The sequence below is a fragment of the Pseudogracilibacillus sp. SE30717A genome (assembly GCF_037071985.1).
Taxonomy (GTDB): Bacteria; Bacillota; Bacilli; order Bacillales; family Amphibacillaceae; genus Pseudogracilibacillus.
Genome location: NZ_JAXHDF010000003.1, coordinates 54,299 through 79,883 on the forward strand (window position 1 = coordinate 54,299; position 25,585 = coordinate 79,883).

At 35.0% G+C, this 25,585-nt stretch carries 18 protein-coding genes and 2 riboswitches; of the genes, 16 read left to right on the forward strand and 2 right to left on the reverse strand.

The features are described 5' to 3' along the window. Positions 1 to 49: 49 nt before the first annotated feature. The 4 genes from SPD48_RS05440 to SPD48_RS05455 all read left to right on the forward strand — a co-directional run bounded on the left by SPD48_RS05440 (position 50) and on the right by SPD48_RS05455 (position 5,110). A complete protein-coding gene (locus tag SPD48_RS05440) occupies positions 50 to 751 on the forward strand; it encodes a response regulator transcription factor (RefSeq protein ID WP_336257067.1) in 702 nt (233 codons plus the stop codon). Further along, positions 738 to 1,739: a sensor histidine kinase gene (locus SPD48_RS05445; protein WP_336257068.1), complete on the forward strand. Its 1,002-nt coding sequence runs from the start codon at positions 738 to 740 to the stop codon at positions 1,737 to 1,739. Before SPD48_RS05440 ends, SPD48_RS05445 begins: the two co-directional genes overlap by 14 nt. A 96-nt stretch (positions 1,740 to 1,835) precedes the next feature. Next, positions 1,836 to 2,519, forward strand: coding sequence for an ABC transporter ATP-binding protein (locus SPD48_RS05450; RefSeq protein ID WP_336257069.1), 684 nt, complete (start codon positions 1,836 to 1,838; stop codon positions 2,517 to 2,519). Continuing rightward, complete coding sequence (locus SPD48_RS05455; protein WP_336257070.1) at positions 2,516 to 5,110, forward strand: ABC transporter permease; 2,595 nt, start codon at positions 2,516 to 2,518, stop codon at positions 5,108 to 5,110. The genes SPD48_RS05450 and SPD48_RS05455 overlap by 4 nt, the downstream gene beginning before the upstream one ends. Positions 5,111 to 5,676: 566 nt before the next feature. On the opposite strand, the gene SPD48_RS05460 is transcribed toward SPD48_RS05455, so the two are convergent. Beyond that, on the reverse strand, positions 5,677 to 5,892 hold the full coding sequence (locus tag SPD48_RS05460) for a hypothetical protein (protein WP_336257071.1): 216 nt from the start codon (positions 5,890 to 5,892) through the stop codon (positions 5,677 to 5,679). A gap of 240 nt (positions 5,893 to 6,132) precedes the next feature. Between SPD48_RS05460 and SPD48_RS05465 the strand changes: the two genes are divergently transcribed. From SPD48_RS05465 to SPD48_RS05485, 5 genes are all read left to right on the forward strand, one after another. Continuing rightward, positions 6,133 to 6,510, forward strand: a complete 378-nt coding sequence (locus SPD48_RS05465; protein WP_336257072.1) for a GntR family transcriptional regulator — start codon at positions 6,133 to 6,135, stop codon at positions 6,508 to 6,510. Continuing rightward, positions 6,507 to 7,373: an ABC transporter ATP-binding protein gene (locus SPD48_RS05470; protein ID WP_336257073.1), complete on the forward strand. Its 867-nt coding sequence runs from the start codon at positions 6,507 to 6,509 to the stop codon at positions 7,371 to 7,373. Before SPD48_RS05465 ends, SPD48_RS05470 begins: the two co-directional genes overlap by 4 nt. A gap of 1 nt (position 7,374) precedes the next feature. After that, positions 7,375 to 8,157, forward strand: a complete 783-nt coding sequence (locus SPD48_RS05475; RefSeq protein WP_336257074.1) for a hypothetical protein — start codon at positions 7,375 to 7,377, stop codon at positions 8,155 to 8,157. A gap of 200 nt (positions 8,158 to 8,357) precedes the next feature. Next, on the forward strand, positions 8,358 to 8,984 hold the full coding sequence (locus SPD48_RS05480; RefSeq protein ID WP_336257075.1) for a fumarylacetoacetate hydrolase family protein: 627 nt from the start codon (positions 8,358 to 8,360) through the stop codon (positions 8,982 to 8,984). Between the two features lie 161 nt (positions 8,985 to 9,145). Continuing rightward, a riboswitch (cyclic di-GMP riboswitch) is annotated at positions 9,146 to 9,251 on the forward strand. Between the two features lie 350 nt (positions 9,252 to 9,601). Beyond that, entirely contained in the window at positions 9,602 to 11,350 is a 1,749-nt protein-coding gene (locus tag SPD48_RS05485) for a methyl-accepting chemotaxis protein (protein WP_336257076.1), read from the forward strand. A 164-nt stretch (positions 11,351 to 11,514) separates the two neighbouring features. Here the strand turns inward: SPD48_RS05485 and SPD48_RS05490 are convergent, their stop codons facing one another. Further along, a complete protein-coding gene (locus SPD48_RS05490) occupies positions 11,515 to 11,964 on the reverse strand; it encodes an OsmC family protein (protein ID WP_336257077.1) in 450 nt (149 codons plus the stop codon). A 110-nt stretch (positions 11,965 to 12,074) separates the two neighbouring features. After that, a riboswitch (SAM riboswitch) is annotated at positions 12,075 to 12,180 on the reverse strand. A gap of 804 nt (positions 12,181 to 12,984) precedes the next feature. On the opposite strand from SPD48_RS05490, the gene SPD48_RS05495 reads away from it, so the two are divergent. From SPD48_RS05495 to SPD48_RS05525, 7 genes are all read left to right on the forward strand, one after another. Then, a complete protein-coding gene (locus SPD48_RS05495) occupies positions 12,985 to 13,707 on the forward strand; it encodes a response regulator transcription factor (protein ID WP_336257078.1) in 723 nt (240 codons plus the stop codon). Between the two features lie 100 nt (positions 13,708 to 13,807). Continuing rightward, the gene (locus tag SPD48_RS05500) at positions 13,808 to 14,002 is read left to right on the forward strand and encodes a sporulation histidine kinase inhibitor Sda (RefSeq protein WP_336257079.1); all 195 of its coding nucleotides are present in this window, start codon (positions 13,808 to 13,810) and stop codon (positions 14,000 to 14,002) included. Positions 14,003 to 14,270: 268 nt separating this feature from the next. Then, positions 14,271 to 18,440: a SpaH/EbpB family LPXTG-anchored major pilin gene (locus SPD48_RS05505; RefSeq protein ID WP_336257080.1), complete on the forward strand. Its 4,170-nt coding sequence runs from the start codon at positions 14,271 to 14,273 to the stop codon at positions 18,438 to 18,440. Positions 18,441 to 18,465: 25 nt separating this feature from the next. Further along, a complete protein-coding gene (locus SPD48_RS05510) occupies positions 18,466 to 20,064 on the forward strand; it encodes a SpaH/EbpB family LPXTG-anchored major pilin (protein ID WP_336257081.1) in 1,599 nt (532 codons plus the stop codon). 407 nt (positions 20,065 to 20,471) lie between these two features. Then, entirely contained in the window at positions 20,472 to 21,299 is an 828-nt protein-coding gene (locus tag SPD48_RS05515) for a class C sortase (RefSeq protein WP_336257082.1), read from the forward strand. Between the two features lie 3 nt (positions 21,300 to 21,302). Beyond that, the gene (locus SPD48_RS05520) at positions 21,303 to 21,983 is read left to right on the forward strand and encodes a class C sortase (protein ID WP_336257083.1); all 681 of its coding nucleotides are present in this window, start codon (positions 21,303 to 21,305) and stop codon (positions 21,981 to 21,983) included. A gap of 285 nt (positions 21,984 to 22,268) precedes the next feature. Then, the gene (locus SPD48_RS05525; RefSeq protein WP_336257084.1) at positions 22,269 to 25,346 is read left to right on the forward strand and encodes a hybrid sensor histidine kinase/response regulator; all 3,078 of its coding nucleotides are present in this window, start codon (positions 22,269 to 22,271) and stop codon (positions 25,344 to 25,346) included. Positions 25,347 to 25,585: the final 239 nt, after the last annotated feature.

Genomic DNA, 25,585 nt, shown 5'->3' on the forward strand with positions numbered 1-25,585 from the left:
TTCATTGTATAATAGCCATAGATATGAGCACCAATATGGAGGTATAAAAATGAAATTATTGATTGTCGAGGATGATAAAACAATCGCATCTGGCTTAGAATATTCCTTAAACCAGGAAGGCTATGAGGTTATTGTTTGTCATCGCGTGCAGGAAGCACTGGAGGTTATAGAAACGAAGATTAGCAGCATCTCCCTATGTCTCTTTGACTTATCATTGCCTGATGGAAGTGGTTATGATTTATGTCGCCGTGTGAAAGAAGTGGCAGATGTCCCTGTTATTTTTTTAACTGTTGTTGACGATGAGGTCAATGTTGTTATGGGACTGGATATGGGAGCAGATGATTATATAACCAAGCCATTTAGAATTCGGGAATTAAGCTCGCGTATTAATACGGTGCTCAGACGTTATCAAAAAAATAAAACGCAAGAAAAGGATTCTATTCAGTTGGATTCGATAGAGATATTTCCGTTAGAAGGAAAAGTGTATAAAGCAAATGTCGAGATTATTTTAACAGCGCTTGAATATCGGCTGTTAATGATTTTTATCAATCACCGTGGCCAGATTCTTTCTCGGGAGCAGCTATTAGAAATGATATGGGATGTTGCTGGTGATTTTGTAAACGATAATACTTTAACCGTCTATATCAAACGGTTACGGAAAAAAATAGAGGATGACCCACAAAGACCAAGGCTGATTGAAACAGTCAGAGGTTTAGGCTATAGGATGGTAGCAGAAAATGTTAAGAAATAGAGAGATACAATTTTTTCTTATTATAACGATGTCAATTTTAGGAGTTGGGATTTTATTAGGTTTTATTCATTCGCCTGTAACAGCGTTATTTATTGCCATTGTCGGTGGTAGTTTGGCTGTTTGCTATACAATATGGATGGTGTGGCGTTACCGGCAAATTATTAAACTATCCAGTTATTTACGAAAAATCATGGCAGGAAATACCTCATTGGATGTCCGAGATAATCGAGAAGGGGATCTCAGTATATTAAAAAATGAAATTTATAAAATGACAAGGATGTTATCTGAACAGCAGGCGGGGCTGAAGAAAGACAAAGAAAAGCTCACAGATGCTATATCAGATATTTCACATCAATTAAAAACCCCACTTACCTCGATGACTGTAATGGCCGATTTATTAAACGAGCCAAATTTAGAGACAGAAAAGCGGCAGGAATTTATATATCATATTCGCAAGCAATTAGAACGAATGGAATGGCTTGTTTCTTCATTATTAAAGCTTTCTAAGATTGATGCAGGGACTACCCTATTCAATAAGGAAAAGGTAGAGGTTAGTCAGTTGATAAAAGAAGTTATAGCACCGATGGAAATCCCCCTTGAGCTGAAGGAAATAAAATTGGAGATAGAAGAGGTGCCTGAAACAGCTTTTATTGGTGATAAAAACTGGACGAAAGAGGCTTTTATTAATATTTTAAAAAATGCAATTGAACATACACCAAATGGCGGAAAAATTACAATCACTTTTGGAGAAAATGCACTCTTTACAGAAATTAAAATTCAAGATAACGGTAAAGGAATTGAAAAGGCAGAGCTTCCATATATTTTTAAACGATTTTATAAGGGAAGTCATGCTGCAGATGGAAGTGTTGGTATTGGACTGGCGATGGCTTATTCGATTATAACTAAGCAACAAGGGGATATTGAAGTAATTAGTGAACCGGATAAGGGAACAGCTTTTATTATTAAATTCTACAAACAAGTAGTTTGATACGAAGTGACAATATTGTCACCAACATAGTCACCATAGTGTCATTTTAGACAAGTAGAGTAGAAAGCAAAGGAACTTAAGTAGGAGGAGAACGGAATGGAATTAATGCGGATTGAAAATTTGTCTAAAGTGTACGGAAAAGGTGACACAGCAGTAAAGGCATTAGATAATGTATCTTTTTCTGTAGAACAGGGAGAGTTTGTAGCAATTATTGGGCCATCTGGCTCGGGAAAATCAACCTTGCTTCATCTGTTAGGAGGTGTTGATAGACCAACGGATGGGAAGGTGTTTATCGAAAAAACAGATATTTATGGATTAAACGAAACGCAGCTGGCTATCTTCCGAAGACGGCAAATTGGATTGATTTATCAATTTTATAATCTCCTGCCGATTTTAACAGTAGAAGAAAATATTACCTTGCCAATGCAATTAGATGCACATCAGGTAGACAGAAAGCATTTCAATGAAATAGTGGAGATACTGGGTCTGCAAGAACGTCTGGACTATTTGCCGAATCAATTATCCGGTGGACAGCAGCAACGTGTTTCTATTGGCAGAGCATTAATTAGCAATCCATCTATTATTCTTGCGGATGAGCCGACAGGAAATCTGGACAGCAAAAACAGTAAAGAAATAATTGATTTGTTAAAGCTTTTTAATAAAACATATAATCAGACACTAGTTGTTATTACTCACGATGACCGCATTGCTCTACAAGCGGATCGAGTGATTTCAATAGAGGACGGAACGATTGCTAAGGACGAGGTGATTCGTCCATGAATATTGTCAATAAAGTAACGCTGAGGCATCTGAAAGAAAATAAGCGGAGAACACTCGTTACGATATTTGGCGTTATTATTTCCGTCGCGATGATAACAGCTGTTGCGACATTAGGTTTCTCCTTTATGGATATGCAGCAACGAGATGCCATCTCTTATAGGGGTGATTGGCATTACAGCATGCAAGATGTGGATAAGGAACAATTAAAAGCCATTCAAGCGGATGATAATACAGACTCCATAGGACTTTTAAAGGAATTGGGATTTGCTCCTTTAAATGATCAATTAACGAAAAGATATCTCTACGTTCGAGCGATGGATAAAACAGCCATGGAACAAATGCAAGTGAAGTTAACTGATGGAAGACTCCCAACAAGTGAAAAAGAGGTTGTTATTTCTGAGGCTTTAAAGGGAGAAGATTTTCCTTATCAGATTGGGGATACCATTCATCTTGATATTGGTGAAAGATATGAGATAGGTGATGAAGAAAATCGTACCTTAGGTCAAGATGAATCCCTCTATGTGGGTGAAAATGGAATAGAGGAAGAGTTACGCAATCAATCAGAACACAGTTTTACGATTGTTGGTGAGATAGAAGAGCCTATTTGGGATAATCCTTGGTCGGCGGGATATACAGTATTATCTTATACAGATGGTTTATCTTTAACAGAGATAGATGGTGTATATGTAAATGTGAAGAAATTAAGGAATACGTTATTTGATGATGTCGAGAAACTGAGGTCAGATATTGGAATTGATGAAGAAAACAGTGGATTCAATATACCATTTTTAGATACGCATTTAATTTCTTTAAATAGCAGCATGGTTGCCGTTATATCAGGGCTGATTACGGTCATCATGGTGATCGTTATGATTGGATCAATTGCGTTAATTTATAATGCTTTTGCAATATCCGTATCTGAGCGGTCACGCTATTTAGGAATGCTTTCCAGTGTGGGGGCAACCAAAAGACAAAAGCGGAATTCGGTATTATTCGAAGGGGTTATCATCGCTGTCATTAGTATCCCAATTGGAATTGGTGCCGGATTAGCGGGTATGGGAATTACCCTTTATTATATCAATCAGATGTTATTAAATGCTGGATTAAATTCAGATATCCGATTAATTGTGACACTGCCGGTATTTTTGATAGCTATTGTGGTATCTCTTCTAACAATTATGATTTCTGCATGGATACCTGCTATTAGAGCTTCTAAAATAACAGCAATAGATGCGATTCGTCAGGCAAAGGATATTAAACTTACCAAAAAGAAAATCAAAACAAATCGTTTTGTTCAGAAGCTATTCGGTTATGAAGCAGAAATTGCTTTAAAAAATTTAAAAAGAAATAAGAAACGCTATCATGTTACCGTATTTTCTTTAATGATTAGTATTATCTTATTTTTGTCAGTAGGCTTTTTTACAAACACATTGACTAAATCCTATGAATTACAGTCTGATGAACAGAATTATGACATTTCAATTAGAGACCATTCTGGTGAAAATAAGCTGGCTGATATATACCCAGCCATAGAAAATATGGATAATGTCAAGAACATCATTATGTATCAGCAAATATATCTCTCAGCTTATATTCCTGAAGAGATTGCAGGAGATACAATGGAAGGTATAGATGATAACTCTAATTCAGAAGAGATGGCTGGAGAAGGAATGAGCTATACAATTGAATTATTAGGCCTCCCATCAAAGGACTGGGATGATTATCTTCGCGAAAATAATATTGTACCATCATCTGATGAGAAACAGCCTGCTGTTTTAGTTAATACCGTCTCTTATATGGATCAAAATAATAAATATGTAGAAACCGAGATGTTGCATGTTAACGAGGGTGATCAATTGCCTCTTCATATAGAACACTATAATGAGGAAGAAGATGACTGGGAGGTAACGGATGAAGCTGAACTTACTCTGATAGGTCTGACGGATAATTTTCCAATGGGTAATTTTTATCCTTCAATGAATAGTCTGTTTGTTATTGTCAATGAACAAACATTTAATGACCTGATGGAAAGTGTTCCTAATAGTCATGATAAAAGATTGGAAGTATATTTGAAATCCGATGATCCTTACCAGGTTCAAGAAGATATAGAGGCACTTAAATCAAGTAGTAGTTTAGAAATAAGCAATATATATGCATTTCAGCAACAGGATAGACAATTATCTTTAGCCTTATCTGTCTTTATTTATGGGTTTATTACACTAATAACCCTCATTTCAATCGCGAATATATTTAACACGATTTCTACAAGTGTGGCACTGAGAAAAAGAGAATTTGCAACAATGAAATCCATAGGAATGACACCGAAATCTTTCAGCAAAATGATTCGCTTTGAAAGTCTATTTTATGGAATTAAGTCTTTAATCTACGGTTTACCAATCAGTTTTGTGGTTATGTATTGGATTCACTTACAAACAAGGAGCGCTTTCGATTATCGTTTTCAATTACCTTTGGGATATATCGGAATTGTTATTTTAGCTGTTTTTGTCATTGTTGGAGTTGCGATGCTTTATTCGACTTCAAAATTGAAAAAAGATAATATTGTAGAGACATTAAGACAGGAAAATATTTAATTTTTTTTATCACTGAAATACGGTGCATACTTATTAAAAATGTTCAAAATCAAACAACGTGAAGTATATCACCTCTTTAAGATATAAAATAGGTTTTCTAATCAGACTGTTTGTTTACTCACGTTGTATGAATCCCCATATATTAATACAGAGATTGATTTAATATACAAGGGGAGGGAACAGAAGTGAGTTGTGGATGTGGGTCAAGATCTAGAGAACGTGATCATGTAAGAAAAAACAGACATGACAAGTTTATTTGTGGAAGCCCAAAAGATGATAGCAGAGATGAAAGCTATCGTCATTGCGGGTGCCTCGATTGTAGACGTCGAAGAAATAGAGAAGTATATAGGTAAATGAAGAGAGTTTCTCTATTGGAGTTCATATTGCTAAAAAGAAGATTGATTATTCATTTAAATAAATTTTCTCCAACGTGTAGGGGTGGAGATACAGGCTTATGGCATACAGTCATAAGCCTTATTCATTATTTAATAAATTAAGTTGTTTCTTCTTATCGACTTACAACCTAAATGTCCACACCAATGGGGAGACGTCAGGACATTAATCAATTAGAATCTAATTTCATCGTACAAAACAAAGTGCTGATTATTATGTTGTACAAGTTTATACTCACGCCAGCCAGCTTGTATTACCTTCTGTTGTTCTTCGACTTCGTCGGTATTTTTTTCGTTTCGCGCAGCGCTGCTCTTATCTTTTGAATAAAACATACCGCAATTTTCATTATCAATTAATGCCTGACGATCATTCCTTAAAGTGTTAATCATGCCCCTAAACCGTGAATCCGAGCATAGGATAATATTAGTTGTATTTTGTTACAATCCCACGCTATTTTTGAATTTTCACATTCGTCTTACCTTCATTTCTATCTTTTTTCACAAATACTCCATCTAAAAAATTTCCTTAAATTTACACAAATATATTGACAGTTAAAAAATAACCTGTTACGGTTATACACATGAGTATATAACCGTAACAGTAGGTGACCTTAAAAGGAGGGCCGTGTAATGAAAAGTGTATTTAATACGGATAAACCAATTTATATTCAAGTTCGTGAACGAATCGAAGACCAAATTATCAATAAGCAATTGAGTGAAGATGACCAGGCCCCTTCTACAAACCAGCTAGTTAATTATTATAAAATTAATCATGCAACAGTTTCTAAAGGAATAAACCAGCTTGTAGAAGAAGGAATACTTTACAAGAAAAGAGGTATTGGAATGTTTGTAGCAGAGGGAGCAAGGAAAAAATTACTCAACAAACGTCGTGAATCGTTTATTGAAGACCATATCGTCACCCTTGTACATGAGGCTAATAAATTAGAAATTTCCATTGAGGAAATCATGACTTATATTTACGAAGTAAAAAGGAGTGAAAAGCAATGAATATAAAGGCAATAAATCTTAATCTTAGCTATGGAAGTGATGACATACTACATGATATAAATTTAGAAATAAATGCACCTAAAATCTATGGATTACTCGGTAGAAACGGTGTAGGAAAAACATCACTCCTTTCATTGATAGGATCTTTTCGTGAGCCAACTTCCGGGCAAATCTTAATTAATGGAGAGGAACCTTTTGAAAATGCTCGGTTGATGCAAGAGACTACTTTTATGTACGACAAGGACTATACTGGTGAAACAGATCCACCTTCACGTATTTTAAAAGATATTAACCGCTATCGCCCTCATTTTGATTTGGAATATGGGATGGAACTCTTAAGCAAATTTAAATTAGAAGGCAAAAAATCAATAGCGAAACTGTCAAAGGGGAAGCAATCTGCATTTAATGTTGTCATTGGATTGGCGAGTCGATCCCCAATTACAATATTTGATGAAGTGTATCTAGGAATGGATTCACCAGCTCGGGATATATTTTATAAGGAATTATTAAAGGATCAACAAATGCATCCAAGAATTATTATTTTATCGACACATCTTGTTTCCGAAATGGATTATCTATTCGATGAAGTAATTATTTTGAAAGAGGGTAGAATCCTTCTGAAAGAACCATACGATGAGATCGTATCTCGTGGTGTAACAGTAACAGGAAGTAAGCAAGCGGTAGATGAATTTATTGAGGGGAAAGAAATTCTCAATGAGGAACAGTTAGGGGATACAAGATCAGTCACGATTTATGGTAATTTAAGTGACGCGGAGCAAGTGCGTGCCATGGAAATAGGACTTCATGTAGGACCTGTTTCACTTAATGATCTCTTTATACAGTTAACAAAGGGGGAAGAATAGTATGCAGAAACCGGTATCGTATTTAAAAGTTGGCTACGATTTATTTTATGTCCAATTAACATGGACATTTTGGGCTCTTGGCATTTTCCTGCTTATTAATATTAGCAGGCTTATTTTCCTTGACTATGTAGATTCGTATTATAGCGGCGGATATATTTCGGCTAATATTTATATGTTGGTTATCGGAATAATTGCGATAAATTTCCTTCCTTATTACGTGGAAAATGGAATTACCCGAAAAAACTTTTTCCTTGGTAATGTGCTTGCAAGTATTGGTTTATCCCTTGTTATTCCAATCCTAATCTATGTGATTAGTTTTTTTGAAGAGCTAATTGTCCACAATTTTACTTCAATTGTTTTGCGTGATCACACACTAGAAGACGTGGTAGAGCAAGTGACAACTGACATTGATGGAAATATTATTGGGGAAATTATTCAATCTATTATTTTAACTCCGTTTATAAATCCGGAATCACATGTTGTACTATCGCTTGCACTATTTAGCTTACACATATTTGCGTTTTATATTATTGGCTGGATGATTGGAGCAGCATTCTATCGACTTAGATTGATTGGGGGGCTTATCTTTATTGCAATTGGTTTAGCGTTCATTTTAATAAAAGATTCCATGATCCGTTTAGTGCTTGATATACCGTTATTCCAAAATTTAAAAGTATTAGCGAATTTCCCGGAAAATTTAGCTTTTCCATCCGTTTTTATTATCATTCTAGTATCAATAATACTAATTCATTTCCTTACCAAGCGAGTAGCGATAAAAATATAATTAGATATTTTAGTGATGAAAGTCCCGTCTTCAAAGAGGTGTTTTCACTTGATCGTTCATGATTTTATGATCGGTTGTTGTCGACTATGCATCTATCGAGGGTATCTAAACTTCAATTTATAACTGATGCCAAGATACCTTAGTCGCGAAAGGTTCTATAGAGTATAATAGGTTTATAAATACAACTAGTTGGAGGATATATGGATACGATTAGAAATATTTACTGTGTAGGAAGAAATTATGTGGAACATGTAAAGGAATTAAAAAATAAAATTCCGGACCAACCGGTCATTTTTACGAAACCGACTCATGCGCTAGTGAAAGCCGATGGTGCTACGATTCAATTGCCGAAGCATCAAGGAGAAGTTCATTATGAAGCAGAGTTAGTCATTAAAATTGCCGAAGACTATACGCCAGAAAAAACAGTGGATCAGTTAGTAGATGAGATGGCGATTGGTTTGGACTTAACATTAAGAGATGTTCAGCAAAAGTTAAAGGAAAAAGGTTATCCTTGGCTCTTGTCGAAGGGTTTCCGAAATTCAGCAATCATAAGCGAATTTATTCGTTTTCCAGGAGTGGATCAGTGTAAGAAGCAAAATTTTGCTTTACTCATAAATGACGAAGTAGTGCAAGAAGAGAATATTACCAAAATGATTTTTGATTTGGAGACGTTGCTTCATTTTATAGGGAAGAAGTTGGGTTTGGGTAAGGGAGACATTATTTTTACTGGCACCCCTTCAGGCGTAGGAGCATTAAAACACAACGATCAGCTTTCACTTAAATGGAGCCAGCAAGAACTTGGAACTTGTGTGATAGTATTCGAATAATTGAATTAACATGCAAGTAAATAAAAACTATAAGTTAAATGGACTAGAGATAATAACTATCTCTTTTAAATGTTTAAATGTTTGACGCTTAAAAGCTAGGTCGTCTTATTGATTTTTCATTTAGTATAATATAATATGTCTTTATGCCCATAAAAATCCAAACAAGAAAAAGGCAAACAGTCCGAAAGGTCTGGGCGCAAAGCTCTAGGGTCTAAGACAGATTATAGTAAATTATACTGTATAAGTTATGATCGCCTGGCTACCAAAATAGGATAGTACTATTTACTTTTACTTTTTGGCTATTCAATTTTATTGGGTAGCTTTTTTTCTGTCTATTTATTAATAGAACAGTAGATTACAAGAAGGGTGGAGATGGATGATTAACTGCAATACATAAAATATTTTTTTATACGATTAACGCAGGTATTCGCCACAGAAATGAATGTTCTTTTATGAATCAAGTAATTTTTAATTAAGATAAAATCGTTTTAAAAACGTTACGCCAATTGATTCTATGCCGTGTGGAATTGCTCTACGCTAAGTGGCTCGCGTTCTACGTCAATTAGAGTCTCATCTTAAACATTTTAGCTTTGACAAACATCGAGAGGAAGTAAATGATGAAAAAATTAAATGTACACTCTATTAAAACAAAATTAATCATTGTCTCTATTTTAATTTTAATAATCCCATTAGGTATATTAGGGTTTTTTAGTTATCAAAAAAGTGAAACTAGTCTTAACGAACTTGGTGCAATAAATTTAAAAAACAGTGTTGAAATGACGCTTGAAATGATTGAAGCATTAAATGAAGAAGTAGAAAAAGGAACCCTTCCTTTAGAAGATGCACAAGAAAAAGTAAAGGTTGCAGTGTTGGGTGAGCAGAATTCCGAAGGTCACCGACCAATTAATGAGCGTATTAATTTGGGGGAAAATGGTTATATCTTTATTCTAGACGATGAAGGTAATGTTATTACACACCCAACGATAGAAGGTCAAAATACGTGGGATTCAACGGATCCAAATGGAATTAAAGCAACTCAAGAAAATATTAAAATGGCAAATGAGGGCGGAGGATATACGTACTTTTCTTGGGCAATGCCGGACGATGAGAATGATATTGCACCAAAAGTAGCTTATTCTAAAAAGGATGCTAATTGGGGTTGGAATGTAGTTGCTGGTACGTATGAAATGGATTTTAATGCACCTGCAAAAGAAATTTTAAATATCATTTTTATAGTTACGGGAGTAGCTTTAGTCATTGGAATCATTGTTATATGGATATTCTCTAATAAAATATCTAAGCCAATTAGTATGGTAGCAGAGCGAATGGATTATTTGGCAAATGGTGATTTATCACAGGAGCAAATTAATATTAAAACAAAAGACGAGACGGCTCAACTTGCGACCGCCTTGAACCAGATGCAGGAAAAGCTAAAAGAAATGATTTACGGCATTTCTAATGCTTCGGAAACAATAACAAGCCGAACTGAAGAATTAAATCAGTCTTCTAATGAGGTAAAGATTGGATCTGATCAGATAGCTACTACGATGGAAGAAATCGCATCTGGAACTGAAACACAAGCTAATGGTATTAGTGATTTAGCCACAACAATGCAGGATTATGCAAAAGAAGTTGAGAAAGCAAATGAACATGGAGAACTTATTTATGATTCTTCTAGAGAAGTCCTAGGCATTACAAATGAAGGTAGTCAGTTGATGGAATCTTCTAAACGTCAAATGGGTAAAATTGATCAAATCGTTCAAGAGGCTGTGGAAAAAGTAAAAGGATTAGATGCTCAATCACAGGAAATATCGAAGTTGGTTTCTGTTATCCAGGATATTGCTGAACAAACGAATTTGCTTGCTTTAAATGCTGCTATTGAAGCCGCACGAGCTGGGGAACATGGAGCAGGCTTTGCAGTGGTTGCAGACGAAGTTAGAAAACTGGCCGAACAAGTTTCAGAATCTGTCACAGATATTACAACGATCGTATCGAATGTTCAAACAGAATCAAACTCAGTAACCAATACCTTGCTAGACGGATATAAACAAGTAGAGCAAGGTACAAATGAAATTGAAACAACAAGTGAAAAATTTGATGGAATTAATAAAGCTGTTACCGACATGGTCGACAATGTAAAAATTGTTTCTTCAAGTTTGGCTAGTATCGCGACAAATAGCTATGAGATGAATGGCACGATTGAAGATATTGCGGCAATTTCAGAAGAATCAGCTGCCGGAGTGGAGCAAACCTCTGCATCCACACAACAGACTAGTGCTGCAATGGAAGAAGTAGCTGTGAACTCAAAAGAATTAGCGAACTTAGCCACGGAATTGAATGACCTGGTTCATCACTTTAAACTTTAATACATGAAAAATAGAAATTATGGTAGTGGTAAAAAATCATCGATGACAAAATTGTTTTAGAAGGAATACTTCTAACAATGCCGTGCGTAAGTATTAGTTTACGATTGAAGTAGAATCCTTATTGAAAAGGCTTATGGTTTATATTTCCCATAAGCCTTTATAATCTAGATTGTTGCTTGCTTATTTTCTGTATGAATCACACGTGTTCCCGTGAGTGTATCTTTGACTGGGCATACTTGATCAACATGAGCAAGTAGTGCATCAATATTTGCTTGCGGGGAGGGTGATTTCAGTGAAATCGAATAACGGATTTCTTCATAACCGGGACGTACATTTGGATTTTTCCCTAAAAAGCCATCTGGATCCAGGTCCCCCTCGAGATGAACTTCTACATCTTCTACTTCCACATCAATTTTCCCTGCAAAAGATGTGACGAGCACATTAATGCAACCACCGAGTGCTGCTAATATGTATTCCACAGGGTTTGGTCCTTTGTCTGTTCCTCCTAGACTAGGTGGCTCATCGATGATTACTTCCTTTCCACCAATGTCTGCGATCGATAATACTCCTTCTTTTGCCCATTTTACATCTGATTTAAATGTTACTGTTGCCATGTTAATTCCTCCTTCATTTTTTAAATAAGCCGCTTTTTCTTATTTTGAAGAAGAAAAATAAAAAGCCCTCTTCCGACTAGAAGAGGGCTAAATATATAATTTGATTCCCCTTCTCATCTTTCAGACAATGGATAGTCTGCTGGAATTGGCACAGTACTGATGCAGTCTGTTGCCGAGGTATCGTAGGGCCAGTCCCTCCACCTCTCTAGATAAGAAAATTGCGTTTATTTAATTAGTTACTAATATATACGAGTATAATAATAATGTCAATCATTTTTATCGGGTTAATTGGTTTTGGTTTATAAAAAAATAATTAGTTAATATTTGGAGGGCTGGTTCTGCAAATAGAACCGTTCTTTTGTTTTGTATTAATCTTCTTATTTTTTCAATAAGGAACGGCCTATATGATTAAAAACAACTATTAAAATATTTATTTGGCAAGAGTTAAGTAATGGTACCAAATTCTTATATAAAGAAAATAGGTCTGGTTAAATATATTTATAAATCGGTAAAACCTCTTATGGGATGAATTGTTTTCTACATAGAACTTATATAAATCATGGTAGGTAGAATTAAAAAACTAAAGTGTATAGGTTTCTATTTAACTTTACACAAACTTTTAAAAACCAAACTATAGCCTAAAGAACTAATACTTTATTCCAGTAGGTCATAATGACTGGTCCTTAATAACTTTTCAATTCCCATAAATTAGAACTGTTAAAAAATATAAATGTTCGTGTCGAATAGAGTAACGTAGCTAAGAAACGTTTGAATGATACAATTTCATGTCTATTCTATTAAAATATATTTACAAATATACAATTCAAATAGAAAGATATGTATTTTTATACCTCTTAAGGGTGATTTATTTGTCGAGTAAAGAGAGTATAATTATGCATAAGTATTTCCTTGAAACTAAAGGATTAGTGTAAAATATGTAATGAATTATATCTATTATGGATGTTTAATAATTCGATGTTATATTTATAAAATTTCATAATGTTAAGGTGTGATTAAATTTTGGATGGTAAAGAGAAAATAACAATCGCATTAATAGACAGTCATAAGTTATTTCTCGATGGTTTAAAAAAAATCTTAGAATCAATATCTTTTATAGAAGTAATTGCTCTTGGAAAATGTAAGCATGATGCTTTAAAAGTCATAAATACATTTAAACCAAATTTGTTAGTAATCGACGTACAATTGGTTGAGTTAAAAAATTTAAATCAATTTAATACACCGGATACTAAGATCATCTTATTATCAGGAAATGATTACGACGTTGACTATATGATAGAAGCACTTATTTTAGGTGCCCGAGGGTTTTTATTAAGGTCAATGCAAAGTGAATTATTAATTGACGCAATGTTATCCATAGTTGAAGGTAAATATTGGCTACACCCGAATGTAAGTGATGGTTTAGCTAAAGAATTCACAAAATTACGAAGGAAATATCAATTGAAAGACCTAGATAGTGACATTCAAAGACCATTACATATATTAACGATTAGAGAATGTGAGATATTAGAGCTTCTTGTTGAAGGCGATAGTAATCTGAAGATTGCAGAAAAACTTGGGATCACTGAGTATACAGTCAAAACTCATGTTCGAAACATATTAGGGAAAATGCATGTAAATGATCGTACAAATGCAGTACTATTAGCCATTAGAAATGGCTGGGTAAAAATAGAAAGAGTAAATAACGGTGTTAGAAATGAAAGGATAGAATATCTAGAGCCGTGATAAATGGTTAATACTTCACTGTAAATTCAATATAATTGTTATTTTTACATATTTGAAAGAAATATAGTGTTTATATTACTAGGGTAAAGGATGACTACAAATGAACAACTTAGATGATCGTTTGTTAGTTCATGCATATTTAAAAGCAAAAGAATTAAATTTAGAATCTGAATTTATAAGTTTACTCGAAAAGGAGTTAAACAAAAGAGGACTAATTGTTTCTGATGATTTAAACCAATTAGTCTTTTTTCATAAGAGTAATAATAAAAAGCTAGTAAAGCTAAGGATGAAATAACGACTTTGGAATAAAGTATTGAATAATCCATCAGTTACTATCGCCGTTTTGAAATAATAAAACTGCAAACGACTAACTTCAATTTATTTGAAGTCTGACTCACATAGATTATGGCATTAAGGGTGGTGATAATAGGTAATCAATGCATGAAATTTTCGGCAATTCTATTGACTAAAAAAATGTAAGAGGGTGATTTTTTTAGCTTGAGGTTTTTACCAAGACTGTGACCGTAAAGTGATGGATTTTCTTCTAAGGAGGGCAAAATATTGTGAAAAAGGTATTTCCACTGATTCTAATTATTATGCTAATAAGTTCACAATTTGGATTATCAGCTATTGGGCAGTCAATTGACACGGATCAAGAAAACTTTAAGATTATAGCTGAACCTAGTTCTACGACTGAAAAAGCGGTCATTAATGTATCTGTATTAAATAATGCGATGGATCGTGTTGAATTGTCACTCTCCGAAGATGCAAAAGTGAACATAGAAGCTACAAAAGAACTAGCTGGAGACAATGTTACGATCACGTACGATAAAGAGAACTATAAAGTCATCCTAAATAGAGTAGATGACCAACCAATAGTAGATACAAAAATAGTCTTAACAAATCTAATTGAAACAAACAAGCTACATATTCGAGGCATTATAGATGGTGAGATGACTAACACTCAAGAATATGTATTTACTGTTGATAAAGTAATAGCTGCAAATGATGAAACCTCTACAAGATCAGAAGACGAGCAAAAAAATGAGGATGTAAAGACCTCAGAGCCGGAAAGTAATAAGGAAAGTATAGAAAATGAACGTGAAAAACAAGATTCTGAAAAATCAATGAATGGAAATGAGGAAGACAGTGCAGCGACTAATGAGATTACACCTTTTTCCGGGAATTTAAACGTAGATATTGATATTTCCCCAGTGAAAAATAAGGTGTTGGCAGGAAATGATGCTGTATATAACCTTGTTTTAAAAGTTACTGGTTCACGTTCTGAATTTACAAATGCAAAAATAATAGTTGATTTACCTATTAAAGAGTTTACAAACTTTACACAAGATGTCAGTGAATTAATCATTGACGGAGTGACACCAACTTACGATGAAACAAGTCATCAATTAATCTATGAGTTTGATTCTATCAAACCTGGTAGGTCCTATGAAACGCTCATAAAAGTAAATACGGAAAATGGTCTTTCTCCGAATAACGCAGATTTAGCGGCACAAGCATCTTTTACAGCAGATAATCAGTCAGAAATTACAGATGATGCAACTGTTTCAATCGATGCATCAAGTGCAGTGTCTGTATCGAAAAAATTTAAGGAAGCTCGTTTAAGTGGAGAAGTAAAGAAAGCACCATTTCCAAACAGTTATACGATTTGGGATATTAAGGTGAGTATACCGAAAAAAGATGTAGGTCAAATGTTTATCAAAGAAGGTTCAAAAATTGTCATTAAAGATACATTTAGTAATGGATTAACTTTTTATGATGTCATGAATGACACTCCACAACCTACTGTATCTGGCCGCACATTAACATGGGAGATTGATGCACCAACATTTGAGCAACAAATGGAAGCGGACAGTGAATTCTTTACGATGGATTTACGAGTACGTTTGCGAGTCAATAACGATGAAAGTTTAATAGGGACGACTCAAGAAAATAATGTTAGCACTAGCGTTACTTTTATCGATGATCAAGTCAAAACGGATGCAGCGAAGGATTCGATTACGATTGTAAGTACGGAACAGGCAAATGGTGATATTGAGGGAGCTTGGTATGTACCAACACATGTAGGACCGCTAAATGGAAACGGTGGCATTGCTTCAAATGATTTAAAAAACCCTAATCCTGATGTATACGATGACGCTTACTTAGGGTTTAGTCATGGAATTGCCCCTTTAAACGAAAGTGAATATGGAGATTTTCAAAACTATACGACCATTTTTCGCATTGATTCAAACCTGATCTTGGATAAGATCACTACCCCTGGAAGATTTGAGTACAGACCAAATAGTAACTTTCCGTCAGGGATCCCATTAGCTGAACAGCCCCGTTATAATATTGTGGCCTCTGTTAATGGAGTAGAAAGAGTTTTGGTAGAGGATGCTGAAAATAATCGGGAGTATACTCGAGGTGATCTAGGGTTATCTGAAACGGATAGAGTGGATTATATTAAATACGATTTTACGTATGCACCATCGGGGATGTTAAATATTGGTCGTCCTAATTACTATTTTGAAGTACAGAAAGGGTATACGGGAGAAGTAGTCAATACATTTAATGTGTATGGTAGAGATGCGAATGGTGGTTCATTTGATTACCGATATCATCAAGAATCTAGAGATACAATTGCAGGACCTCGTAGTGCTACGATTGTCCCTAAGCCTACTGACCAACCGCCAATTGGACAAGTAGGAGTAGAGCTTTTAACTCATGATGGTGGGGAGGTAATCCGTGGAGAAAATCGGATGAAAGTGAGATTAGCCAATTCATCTAGTTCTACACTTACGATGAGTGAACCACTAGAAACAGTCGTATTACTTCCAATTGGAGTAACGATTAATGAAGATCCGAAAGCCTCTTATACGGATACAGATGGCATGACTTCAAATGGTGATTTTGAAATTCTTAATGAAAATTTCAATGGAAGTGGAAGGCAACTTGTTAAAATAATGTGGAATGACGACCGTATTAGAATAGGGAGAAATCTTACTGCAGAACTTGATGTAACGATTTCAGATAATGCGCCTAACACTTTACAGTTTGATGTATATGGATTTTCGGGTGATGAAGAGCTTCGTGCTCCTGCCGCGAATGGAGATTCCATTACAGATACCGTTTTACAAACAGATGAAGGAGATTTAAACGGGGATGGAATAACCGATCAACCACGTTTAAAGTCGGGGAATATCTATATGATTCGTGGTCAATATGATATTCAAACAGAAAAACTGGTCAAAGGTGAATTAGACGATGAATTCACATATTTCGGCCATACGACACCAAGTGGTTCGATTGATTATCAGGTGAAATTGACGAATACGACAGGGCAAGATATTACAAAACTGACACTAATCGATGTATTACCTTCCGAAGGTGACTTAGGAATTACGGATAATGTGGATCGTGGCAGTCAATTCACACCAAAAATGACAAATTCGATCGTATTGCCAACCGATTGGCAAGATAAAGTCAATGTTTATTACAGTGAGGCGAAAAATCCAGAACGGGATGATTTGACGAAGAATACAGTTTATCCTGATTCAACGACAAAGCTAACGAACCCGGCAGGTGCAGAAGCTCCTAACTGGAAAACAGCTGATGATGTGTCTGATTGGTCATCTATTCACTCTTTCAAGATTGAATTAAAAGATGGAGTGGAATGGATTAAAGGTCAAGATTTAATCATTCAGTTCAGCATGCAGGCACCTTCTGAAACAGAAGTGCCACGCGAACTATTAGATTCTACTGTTGATCCAACTTCACGAGCAGCGTGGAATTCATTCGCGATTGCAACTGATCATGGACAACCTGTAGAACCGTTACGAGTCGGGGTTTATATGGATTATGATATTGAAGATCCAGAGGTAGAAAAAACAGTAAACGATCAAAAAGACCCTGTTGAGCTCATCGATCTAGAAGAGCAATTCACATGGAAAGTAGATTATACATTTGGAAATTATACAGCAGATTGGGAATCGGTTTCGTTTAGTGACCAGATTCATGAATTATTAGATATCGAGGATGTCCAAGTAGTTAATCAAGATGGAGAAGATGTAACTGCAAATGGAGAACTTGATATTACTGATAATTTAGTAACATTTACTTTAAATAAACAGGATGGAAGTTTTTCATATTTAAAAGGTCAAATATATACACTCATTATTGAGTCTAAAATAAAGAGTTCAGCTACAGCTGAAGAGTTAGAACCATTTATCCAGTCAGGTGGGATTCCAAATACTGCTGAATTAATCGTCAATGATGACCCTACAACTTCTAATGAAGTTAAAATAAGACCACCGATATCAGTGGATCTTAACATCATTAAACTGGATAAATTGACAAGAGAAACATTACAAGGTGCAGAATTTGAGTTGTGGAAGTGTCCAGAAAAAAATAGTGAATTAGATGAATGCACCCGTATTTCGACAAAATCTTCTGATGAAGATGGTGTACTTACTTTTACAGAGTTGCAAGTAGGCTCATATAAATTAGTTGAAACAAAAGCACCTGAAGATTATCGAATATTAAAACAACCAATACCGATAGAAATTGATGGAGAGGAACGCCAAGTAGAGATAGAAGTAGAAAATAGCAAAAATGATTGGGAATTGCCGAAAACTGGCGGGATAGGAACATTAATATTTTATCTCATTGGAGCAACTCTTATGTACAGTGCAGCGTTTATGTTGATTAGAAGAAAAAAGAATTTAGATTAAAATTATTTATAAGGGGGCTTCACCTATGCAAATGGTTAAGAAAAGATCTTTCAACTTTATAATGGTGCTTACACTACTGGTATCTGTAATGATTCCTCAAGCAGCTTTTGCATTTGAAATAAAGGGAGATGAAGATAACCCGAAATTAACGATTCATAAATATGAGCAAGAACCTGGTGCCGAGCAAGGAGAAGGGGCTGGGAATCCTGGAGAATCAGCTACTGGCGCTCCTTTAGAAGGTGTAGAATTCACTCTTACTCAGACACATGCGTATAATTCGGTTACTGATGAATGGACAGAAGTATCAGGAGCTCCTTTTACAAGGGTAACAGATGGTAATGGTCAAATTGTCATTGATAATATTGAGTTAGGGCGTTATAAAGTACAGGAAACAGATGGACCACCTCATGTAAACTTGAATACTGAAGAATATTTTGTCGATGTACCAATGACAAATGAGGCCGGTACAGAACTAAATTACGATGTTCATATTTATCCGAAAAATGAAATCATTCGTGGAGCTGTCGAACTGCTTAAACTAGACGGTGAACAAGAAGGAGAAGTTGGACTTGAAGGAGTTGTCTTCAATCTATATAAAGCGAATGGTGAATTAGTACAAGCAGATTTAACAACGGATAGTGATGGATATATTCGTGTTTCTAATTTGGAATACGGAGACTATTATTTTGAGGAAATCTCCGCTCCAGAAGATTATGTACTCTTTGGTGATAAAAAGGAATTCTCTATTTCTAAAAGTGGTACTATTACAATTGACGGTACAAAGACAGGAACGGTAGAAACGGTAGAAATAACGAACTACAAAACTCCATATATTGAAAAAACAATAAATGGTTCTACTGAAACGCATGAAACGAATCGTGAAACAGAATTTACTTACGACTTAAAAATTGTTTTACCAAAGGATATTCAAGATTATAAAAAATTTATCGTAACGGATACATTAGATGATCGTCTGTCCTATACAGATACTTGGACGGTAGATGGAATTGACGCTTCTATTTTAGATTTTGAGCAGAACGGTCAAACATTGACGTGGACAGTGAATAATTTTGCTGCTTTAGAAGGGTTGGAATCTTTTACAATTCATTTTACAGCCGAGATTAAAGCAGGGGTTGAAGTTGAACTGATTCCAAACACGGGTGGTATTGACTTTACGAATGGCTCGGATACGGATGGAGAGAAAGAAACACCACCAGTATATGTTACACCTACAGAAGGATCACTTAAAATTATTAAACAAGATCCAGAATCTGGCGAAACGTTAGCAGGAGCCGAATTCGAACTGCGTGATTTGGATGGAAAAGTAATTAAGTCCGATACAACAGATAGCAATGGAGAAATCAGCTGGTCGGGCCTTGATTATGGAGATTATCAATTAGTGGAAACAAAGGCGCCGGAAGGATACCGAATTCTAAAAAACCCTATTGATGTCACTATTGATAAGGAAAACAGTGATATTACATTAACGATAGATAACTATAAAACTGGCTGGGAATTACCAACCACAGGTGGAATCGGAACTATTTTATTCACAATTATTGGTTTGTCTGTCATGGGTCTTGCAGTATACTTATATGTGAGACGTAAAAAGCAAATAGCATAAATAGTATTTGAGATAAATAGGAGATGTAGGTCTCCTATTTGTCTTTCTATTGGTAGATTAGAAAGACAGTGATATGAGCAACTCTCGGAAATAGCGAGCTAATTTCCGCTGATATGAGCTACTTTCAGAAACAGTGATCTAATTTTATAATTTTTTTGTTTGTCTGCTTACTGCACGACGTCCTGGGGCTAGGACTGCGCTTACTCGTCCTAACGAAAGGTAGTTCTACCGTAAAATTTGTCGCAGCGCCAGTACTAGCACGTCCGGCGTCGTATGTGCAACATCACCTCTTGGGCCAATATGGCTCTGAGGAAGGCCGACTAAGAATAGGCTTTGCGCTTGAAGGGGCATGTTTTCTTTAGCGATAAGCAAGTCTTTTAAACGTTATTTAGAAAAGGGAATGCGTAATGAAAAAAGGTCTAATTATTTCCGTATTTATAATAGGTCTACTTATTTTTTTATACCCTGTTATTAGTAACCTGTTTCAAACGAAAGAACATCATACAATGATCAGTGATTACCATGAGAAAGTTCTACAAATGGATGAGGAACAATTGCAACGTGAGAAGCAAAAGGCTGTTAAACATAATGAAGAGCTCGCGAAGTCTGAAATGGATTATGTTGATCCTTTTTCAAATGACATGACCGCTGAAAATCCTCTTGGGACTAAAAGTTATTATGATGCACTACAAATTAACCCGGCAATAGGGACAATAAGTATCCCAAAAATCAATGTAGAATTACCAATTTATCATGGTACAGGTGAAAAAGTATTATCACAAGGGGTCGGGCACTTGGAAAACTCCTCTCTACCTTCTAGTGAGCTCGGTACACATACTGTTCTAACTGCACATCGTGGATTGCCGAGTTCAACATTATTTAGAAATTTAGATAAGGTAGAGATCGGTGATTTATTTTTTGTTGACGTATTAGATGAAACCTTAGCATATGAAGTGCATGATATTGAAATCGTTCTACCATCTGAAACGGAATGGCTTCAATTTTATGAGGATGAAAATATTGTTACATTACTTACTTGCGATCCATACATGATTAATACACATAGAATGTTGGTCACCGGACATTTAATTCCTTATGAAGAAAAAAATAATTCGGGTGAAATAACGAAAAAAAATAAGTTGAGTTGGATTGTAATTGGCTTATTTATAATCTTAGGATTCCTCACCATCTGGGGTATAAAACGTTATCGACAACGTAAAGATGAGGTGATCTGACTGGTGAAGAAAAATAAATGGATAATCCTTATATTTTTAGTAGGACTGTCAATTTTAGCTTATCCTCATGTCGCTCAGTGGATAAATGGTTATGTTCAGCAAAAGCATGTACATCAATATCAAAATCAGATGGAAGATTTTACTGAAGAAGAGTTGGATCAATTAATGGAAAAAGCCAAACAATGTAATGAAGAGGTATATTACAACAGTAAAGGATTCCGTGATCCTTTTGGAGATAATGAAGAAAAACTTCAATCGTTTCAAGCATGTTTAGGAATTGAAGATGAGACAATTTTTGGAGCCGTTGAGATTCCAAAGTTAAAACTTGTCATTCCAATTTATTTAGGGGCATCTGAAGAAATATTAAGTAAAGGAATTGGACAAGTAGAAGGATCTTCATTACCAATCGGTGGAAAGAGTACACATACCGTTTTAGCAGGACATCGTGGAATGGGAACGAAAGAAATGTTTCGTAATATCGATGAGTTAACCGAGGGAGATGTCTTTTATATTCACACGATGAACGAAACGTTAACATACCATGTTTTTAATCAACAAGTAATTTATCCTGATGAGACAGATTCATTAGAAATGAAAGAAGGAGAAGATCTAGCTACGTTATTAACTTGCCACCCATATCGCCACAATTATCAACGGTTATTAATTCAAGGGAAAAGGGAGTAGGCTGTTTTCCTGTAAATACAAAAAACTAAGGTTTTTCACCATTTTATGAGGAAAGGACCTTAGTTTTTTATATGTACAAGTAAATAAACTCAGATACGACAATCCATCTTAGTCAGTTATTCATGCATGACTAGATTTTCTGATAGATCAATAAGTGATATACTGGAAATATAATTTTTTTGTTTCTGAGGGATTGTGTAGAATGAAGAGTTGATACCCGTAACGCGAAAGCTTACAAAAATTGAATAGGAATTCTTCAGAACATGTTGAAAGGATTTACCAAGATTGAAATTTAATGAAAATAAAACAAAAAGTATCTTCCTATTAATAGCTATATTAGTCTCTTTAACAAGTTTTCGCCTTGTGTGGTTTTTTTACCATGCGCCATCTGAGCAGCCAGTTGCTCATGGGGGAGTGTTAGATTTACGGGAGTATGAACTAACGGATAAACAAACTATAAATCTTGATGGAGAATGGATTTATTTATCTGAAAAGCTATTCGAAAATCCTCAGCAAATTAAAGATAGGGAGAAAGAAAATATTACCCCTATATCTAAGAGCAATGAGCAAGATGTTCCGGATAAATTTGGTACGTACTATTTGAAGATATTGATCAATGAATCAATGGATTTAGATGAATTGTTTTCTATAAGCATACCATCTGCCAATACCGCCTCTGCGTTATTTGTGAATGGTCATTTAAAAGACCAATCAGGTGAAGTGGCGTCAGAACAAAACGCTCATATTGGAAAAGGTAACCCTTATATTGCTTCATTTCTGATAGAAGATAATGAAATTAATATAATGATACAAGTTTCTAACTTTGATACATTTCAAGGTGTTGCAATAAACACTCCGATTACGTTCGGAACCTCAAAAGCTATTGCGAAAAATAAGGATTTTAATGATAACTTGTTAAGAAGTATGGTTGTCATTCTTGTGCTGCATAGTATATATAGCGTACTTATCTATATTTTTATTTACCGTAAAAAAATCATGCTTTTTTTTGCTGTTGGTTTTTTATTCCCAGCTATTGATGAGCTACTTACGTATAATAGTGCCTCGATGGAATGGCTACACTTTAATTATGAGTGGGCCTTTAAGTTTAAAGAGCTTATTTACCTTGGAGCTGCTTTTTTTCTTGTTCAGATTATGAGAAATTTATTGAGAAACTCCCATCAAAATAAACGTTTTAAGTGGTTTACGATTTTGTATGGAATTTCTGTATTACTCATTCTTGTTCTTCCTTTGAATTATTTAATTCAAGTTAACATACTTTTTTTTATTTTGTATTTTGTTTCATTTATTGGTGTTGTCCCTTTAGCACTAAAGGATTATTTTCATTATAAAGATGAATCATTTTTTATTGCCGCAGTTATATTAGGCACGACTTCAGGAATTATATGGGGACTCGTTAAGGCGGCTTTTGGATTAGAAATACCTTTTTATCCATTTGACTACTTATTTGCATTTCTTGGATTTGCAGTGTATTGGTTTAAACGATTTTATCGACAGAACAGACAGGTGATCGACCTAGTTGAAGAACTAGAAAAAGAGGACCAGAAAAAAGATCAATTTTTAGCGAATACCTCTCATGAATTACGTAATCCTTTGCACGGATTAATCAATATAGCACAAACAATTTTAGATGACGAAACAGAGCCTTTAACCGTTAAGACTAAAGAAAATTTAAATCTTCTTGTAAGTGTAGGTCGACGAATGACGTATACATTGAACGATCTTTTGGATTTTGCACATTTAAAAGATAAGAGGATCCGTTTAAACAAGGAGGATGTGAATCTATCTTCTGTAGTTTCAAGTGTACTTGATATGATTCGTTTTATGACGGAGGGAAAGGACATCCAGTTTAAACTTAACATTCCTGAAACATTTCCTAAGGTAGATGCCGATATAAATCGTTTGATTCAGATATTATTTAACATGCTTCATAATGCGGTTAAATATACGGAGCATGGAACAATCACAGTAAGTGCTGGTCAGAACAATAGAATGGCTACTATCTATGTTACGGATACTGGTAAGGGGATTAGTGCGGAAGCCCAGCGAAATATTTTTCAGCCTTATGAACAAGATGATACTAGTATGACGCCAATTGTAGGAGGGTTGGGGCTCGGTCTTACTATTTGTAAACAATTAGTGGAAATGCATGGGGGAGAAATTTCTGTCAGCTCCACTCCTGGAGAAGGTTCGGTTTTCTCATTTACTTTACCGTTAACGAATGTATCTACAACAGAAACGGAAAATATGCAGGAAGTAGTCGCTACTTTTCCCAAAAATAATAAATCATTTAAGAAAGAAGAGAAAAAACGGACACTAGATATAACTAGGTCTAAACTTAACAAAGCAAAGGTATTAATAGTTGATGATGACCCGGTAAATTTAAAAATTTTAAAGGATATGCTTGCAATAGATTATGAGATTACTACCGTGAATAATGGTCTGGATGCATTGCATATGATTCATGAGAACAACTTTGATTTAATTATATCCGATGTGATGATGCCCACTATGTCAGGATATGAATTAACTAAAAATATTCGAAAGCAATTTACCATATCTGAATTACCGATCTTACTATTAACTGCACGAAATCAATCCGAAGATATTGATGCAGGTTTCCTTTCTGGTGCGAACGACTATGTGGACAAACCAATGGATGCACTAGCATTAAAAGCACGTGTTAAGGCATTAACAGGATTAAAACAATCCATTCAAGAGCAATTGCAAATGGAAGCAGCGTGGCTTCAAGCGCAAATTCAGCCACACTTCATATTTAATGCACTAAATACGATTGCTTCTCTCGGCGAAATTGATACAAAACGAATGAGTAAATTGCTTGAGGAATTCAGTAATTATTTACGAAGTAGCTTTGACTTAAACACAACAAAGATACTTGTTCCATTAGAGGAGGAACTCAAGCTAATTCGGTCGTATGTATATATCGAGAAAGAGCGTTTTGAAGATAGACTGCAAGTCAAGTGGACTATCGATGAATCCCTTTCTATTGAAGTTCCGCCTTTATCTATCCAGCCTTTAGTTGAAAATGCTGTAAGACATGGTGTTCTTAAACGCAGAAATGGTGGAACTGTATGTATTCACATTACAAATCATGGCTCATATGCTCAAATAACTATTATCGACAACGGAATAGGCATGGAACAAGAAAAGCTAGAATGGATATTCAGTGAAAATTCCCCTATTAAAACTGGTATTGGAATAGCGAACACAGATAAGAGACTAAAGAAGAGTTATGGGAAGGGGTTAACTATTAAAAGTACACCAAACAAAGGAACTACGGTGACATTTCGAGTCCCGATAAAACAAAACGTTAGAAATAATTGATAATTTCCCTTTTTTTTGTTAGTAAATTGACTACTCTGGTTTGAAGTATGGCAATGGAAAAGAAATAACGACTTAATATTAATAGTATGGAGGTTATTTTATTTTCTTGATGGTGGAATGTCATCTATATTTGTAGTGTCGATAAATAGTAATGTAGCGAATGAGCTATATTACTATTTTTTTATTAAAGATAGTTAAAAATTAACAGATCTTGCGTAAATTCATGCTTTCTTTCTTGA

Bases quoted from the DNA above. Each gene is read 5' to 3' on its own strand.
- SPD48_RS05515 (WP_336257082.1), top strand. From the start codon at position 20,472: ATGAAAAAAGGTCTAATTATTTCCGTATTTATAATAGGTCTACTTATT.
- SPD48_RS05485 (WP_336257076.1), top strand. From the start codon at position 9,602: ATGAAAAAATTAAATGTACACTCTATTAAAACAAAATTAATCATTGTC.
- SPD48_RS05510 (WP_336257081.1), top strand. From the start codon at position 18,466: ATGCAAATGGTTAAGAAAAGATCTTTCAACTTTATAATGGTGCTTACA.
- SPD48_RS05470 (WP_336257073.1), top strand. From the start codon at position 6,507: ATGAATATAAAGGCAATAAATCTTAATCTTAGCTATGGAAGTGATGAC.
- SPD48_RS05500 (WP_336257079.1), top strand. From the start codon at position 13,808: ATGAACAACTTAGATGATCGTTTGTTAGTTCATGCATATTTAAAAGCA.
- SPD48_RS05475 (WP_336257074.1), top strand. From the start codon at position 7,375: ATGCAGAAACCGGTATCGTATTTAAAAGTTGGCTACGATTTATTTTAT.
- SPD48_RS05480 (WP_336257075.1), top strand. From the start codon at position 8,358: ATGGATACGATTAGAAATATTTACTGTGTAGGAAGAAATTATGTGGAA.
- SPD48_RS05490 (WP_336257077.1), bottom strand. From the start codon at position 11,964: ATGGCAACAGTAACATTTAAATCAGATGTAAAATGGGCAAAAGAAGGA.
- SPD48_RS05450 (WP_336257069.1), top strand. From the start codon at position 1,836: ATGGAATTAATGCGGATTGAAAATTTGTCTAAAGTGTACGGAAAAGGT.
- SPD48_RS05455 (WP_336257070.1), top strand. From the start codon at position 2,516: ATGAATATTGTCAATAAAGTAACGCTGAGGCATCTGAAAGAAAATAAG.
- SPD48_RS05465 (WP_336257072.1), top strand. From the start codon at position 6,133: ATGAAAAGTGTATTTAATACGGATAAACCAATTTATATTCAAGTTCGT.
- SPD48_RS05460 (WP_336257071.1), bottom strand. From the start codon at position 5,892: ATGATTAACACTTTAAGGAATGATCGTCAGGCATTAATTGATAATGAA.
- SPD48_RS05445 (WP_336257068.1), top strand. From the start codon at position 738: ATGTTAAGAAATAGAGAGATACAATTTTTTCTTATTATAACGATGTCA.
- SPD48_RS05440 (WP_336257067.1), top strand. From the start codon at position 50: ATGAAATTATTGATTGTCGAGGATGATAAAACAATCGCATCTGGCTTA.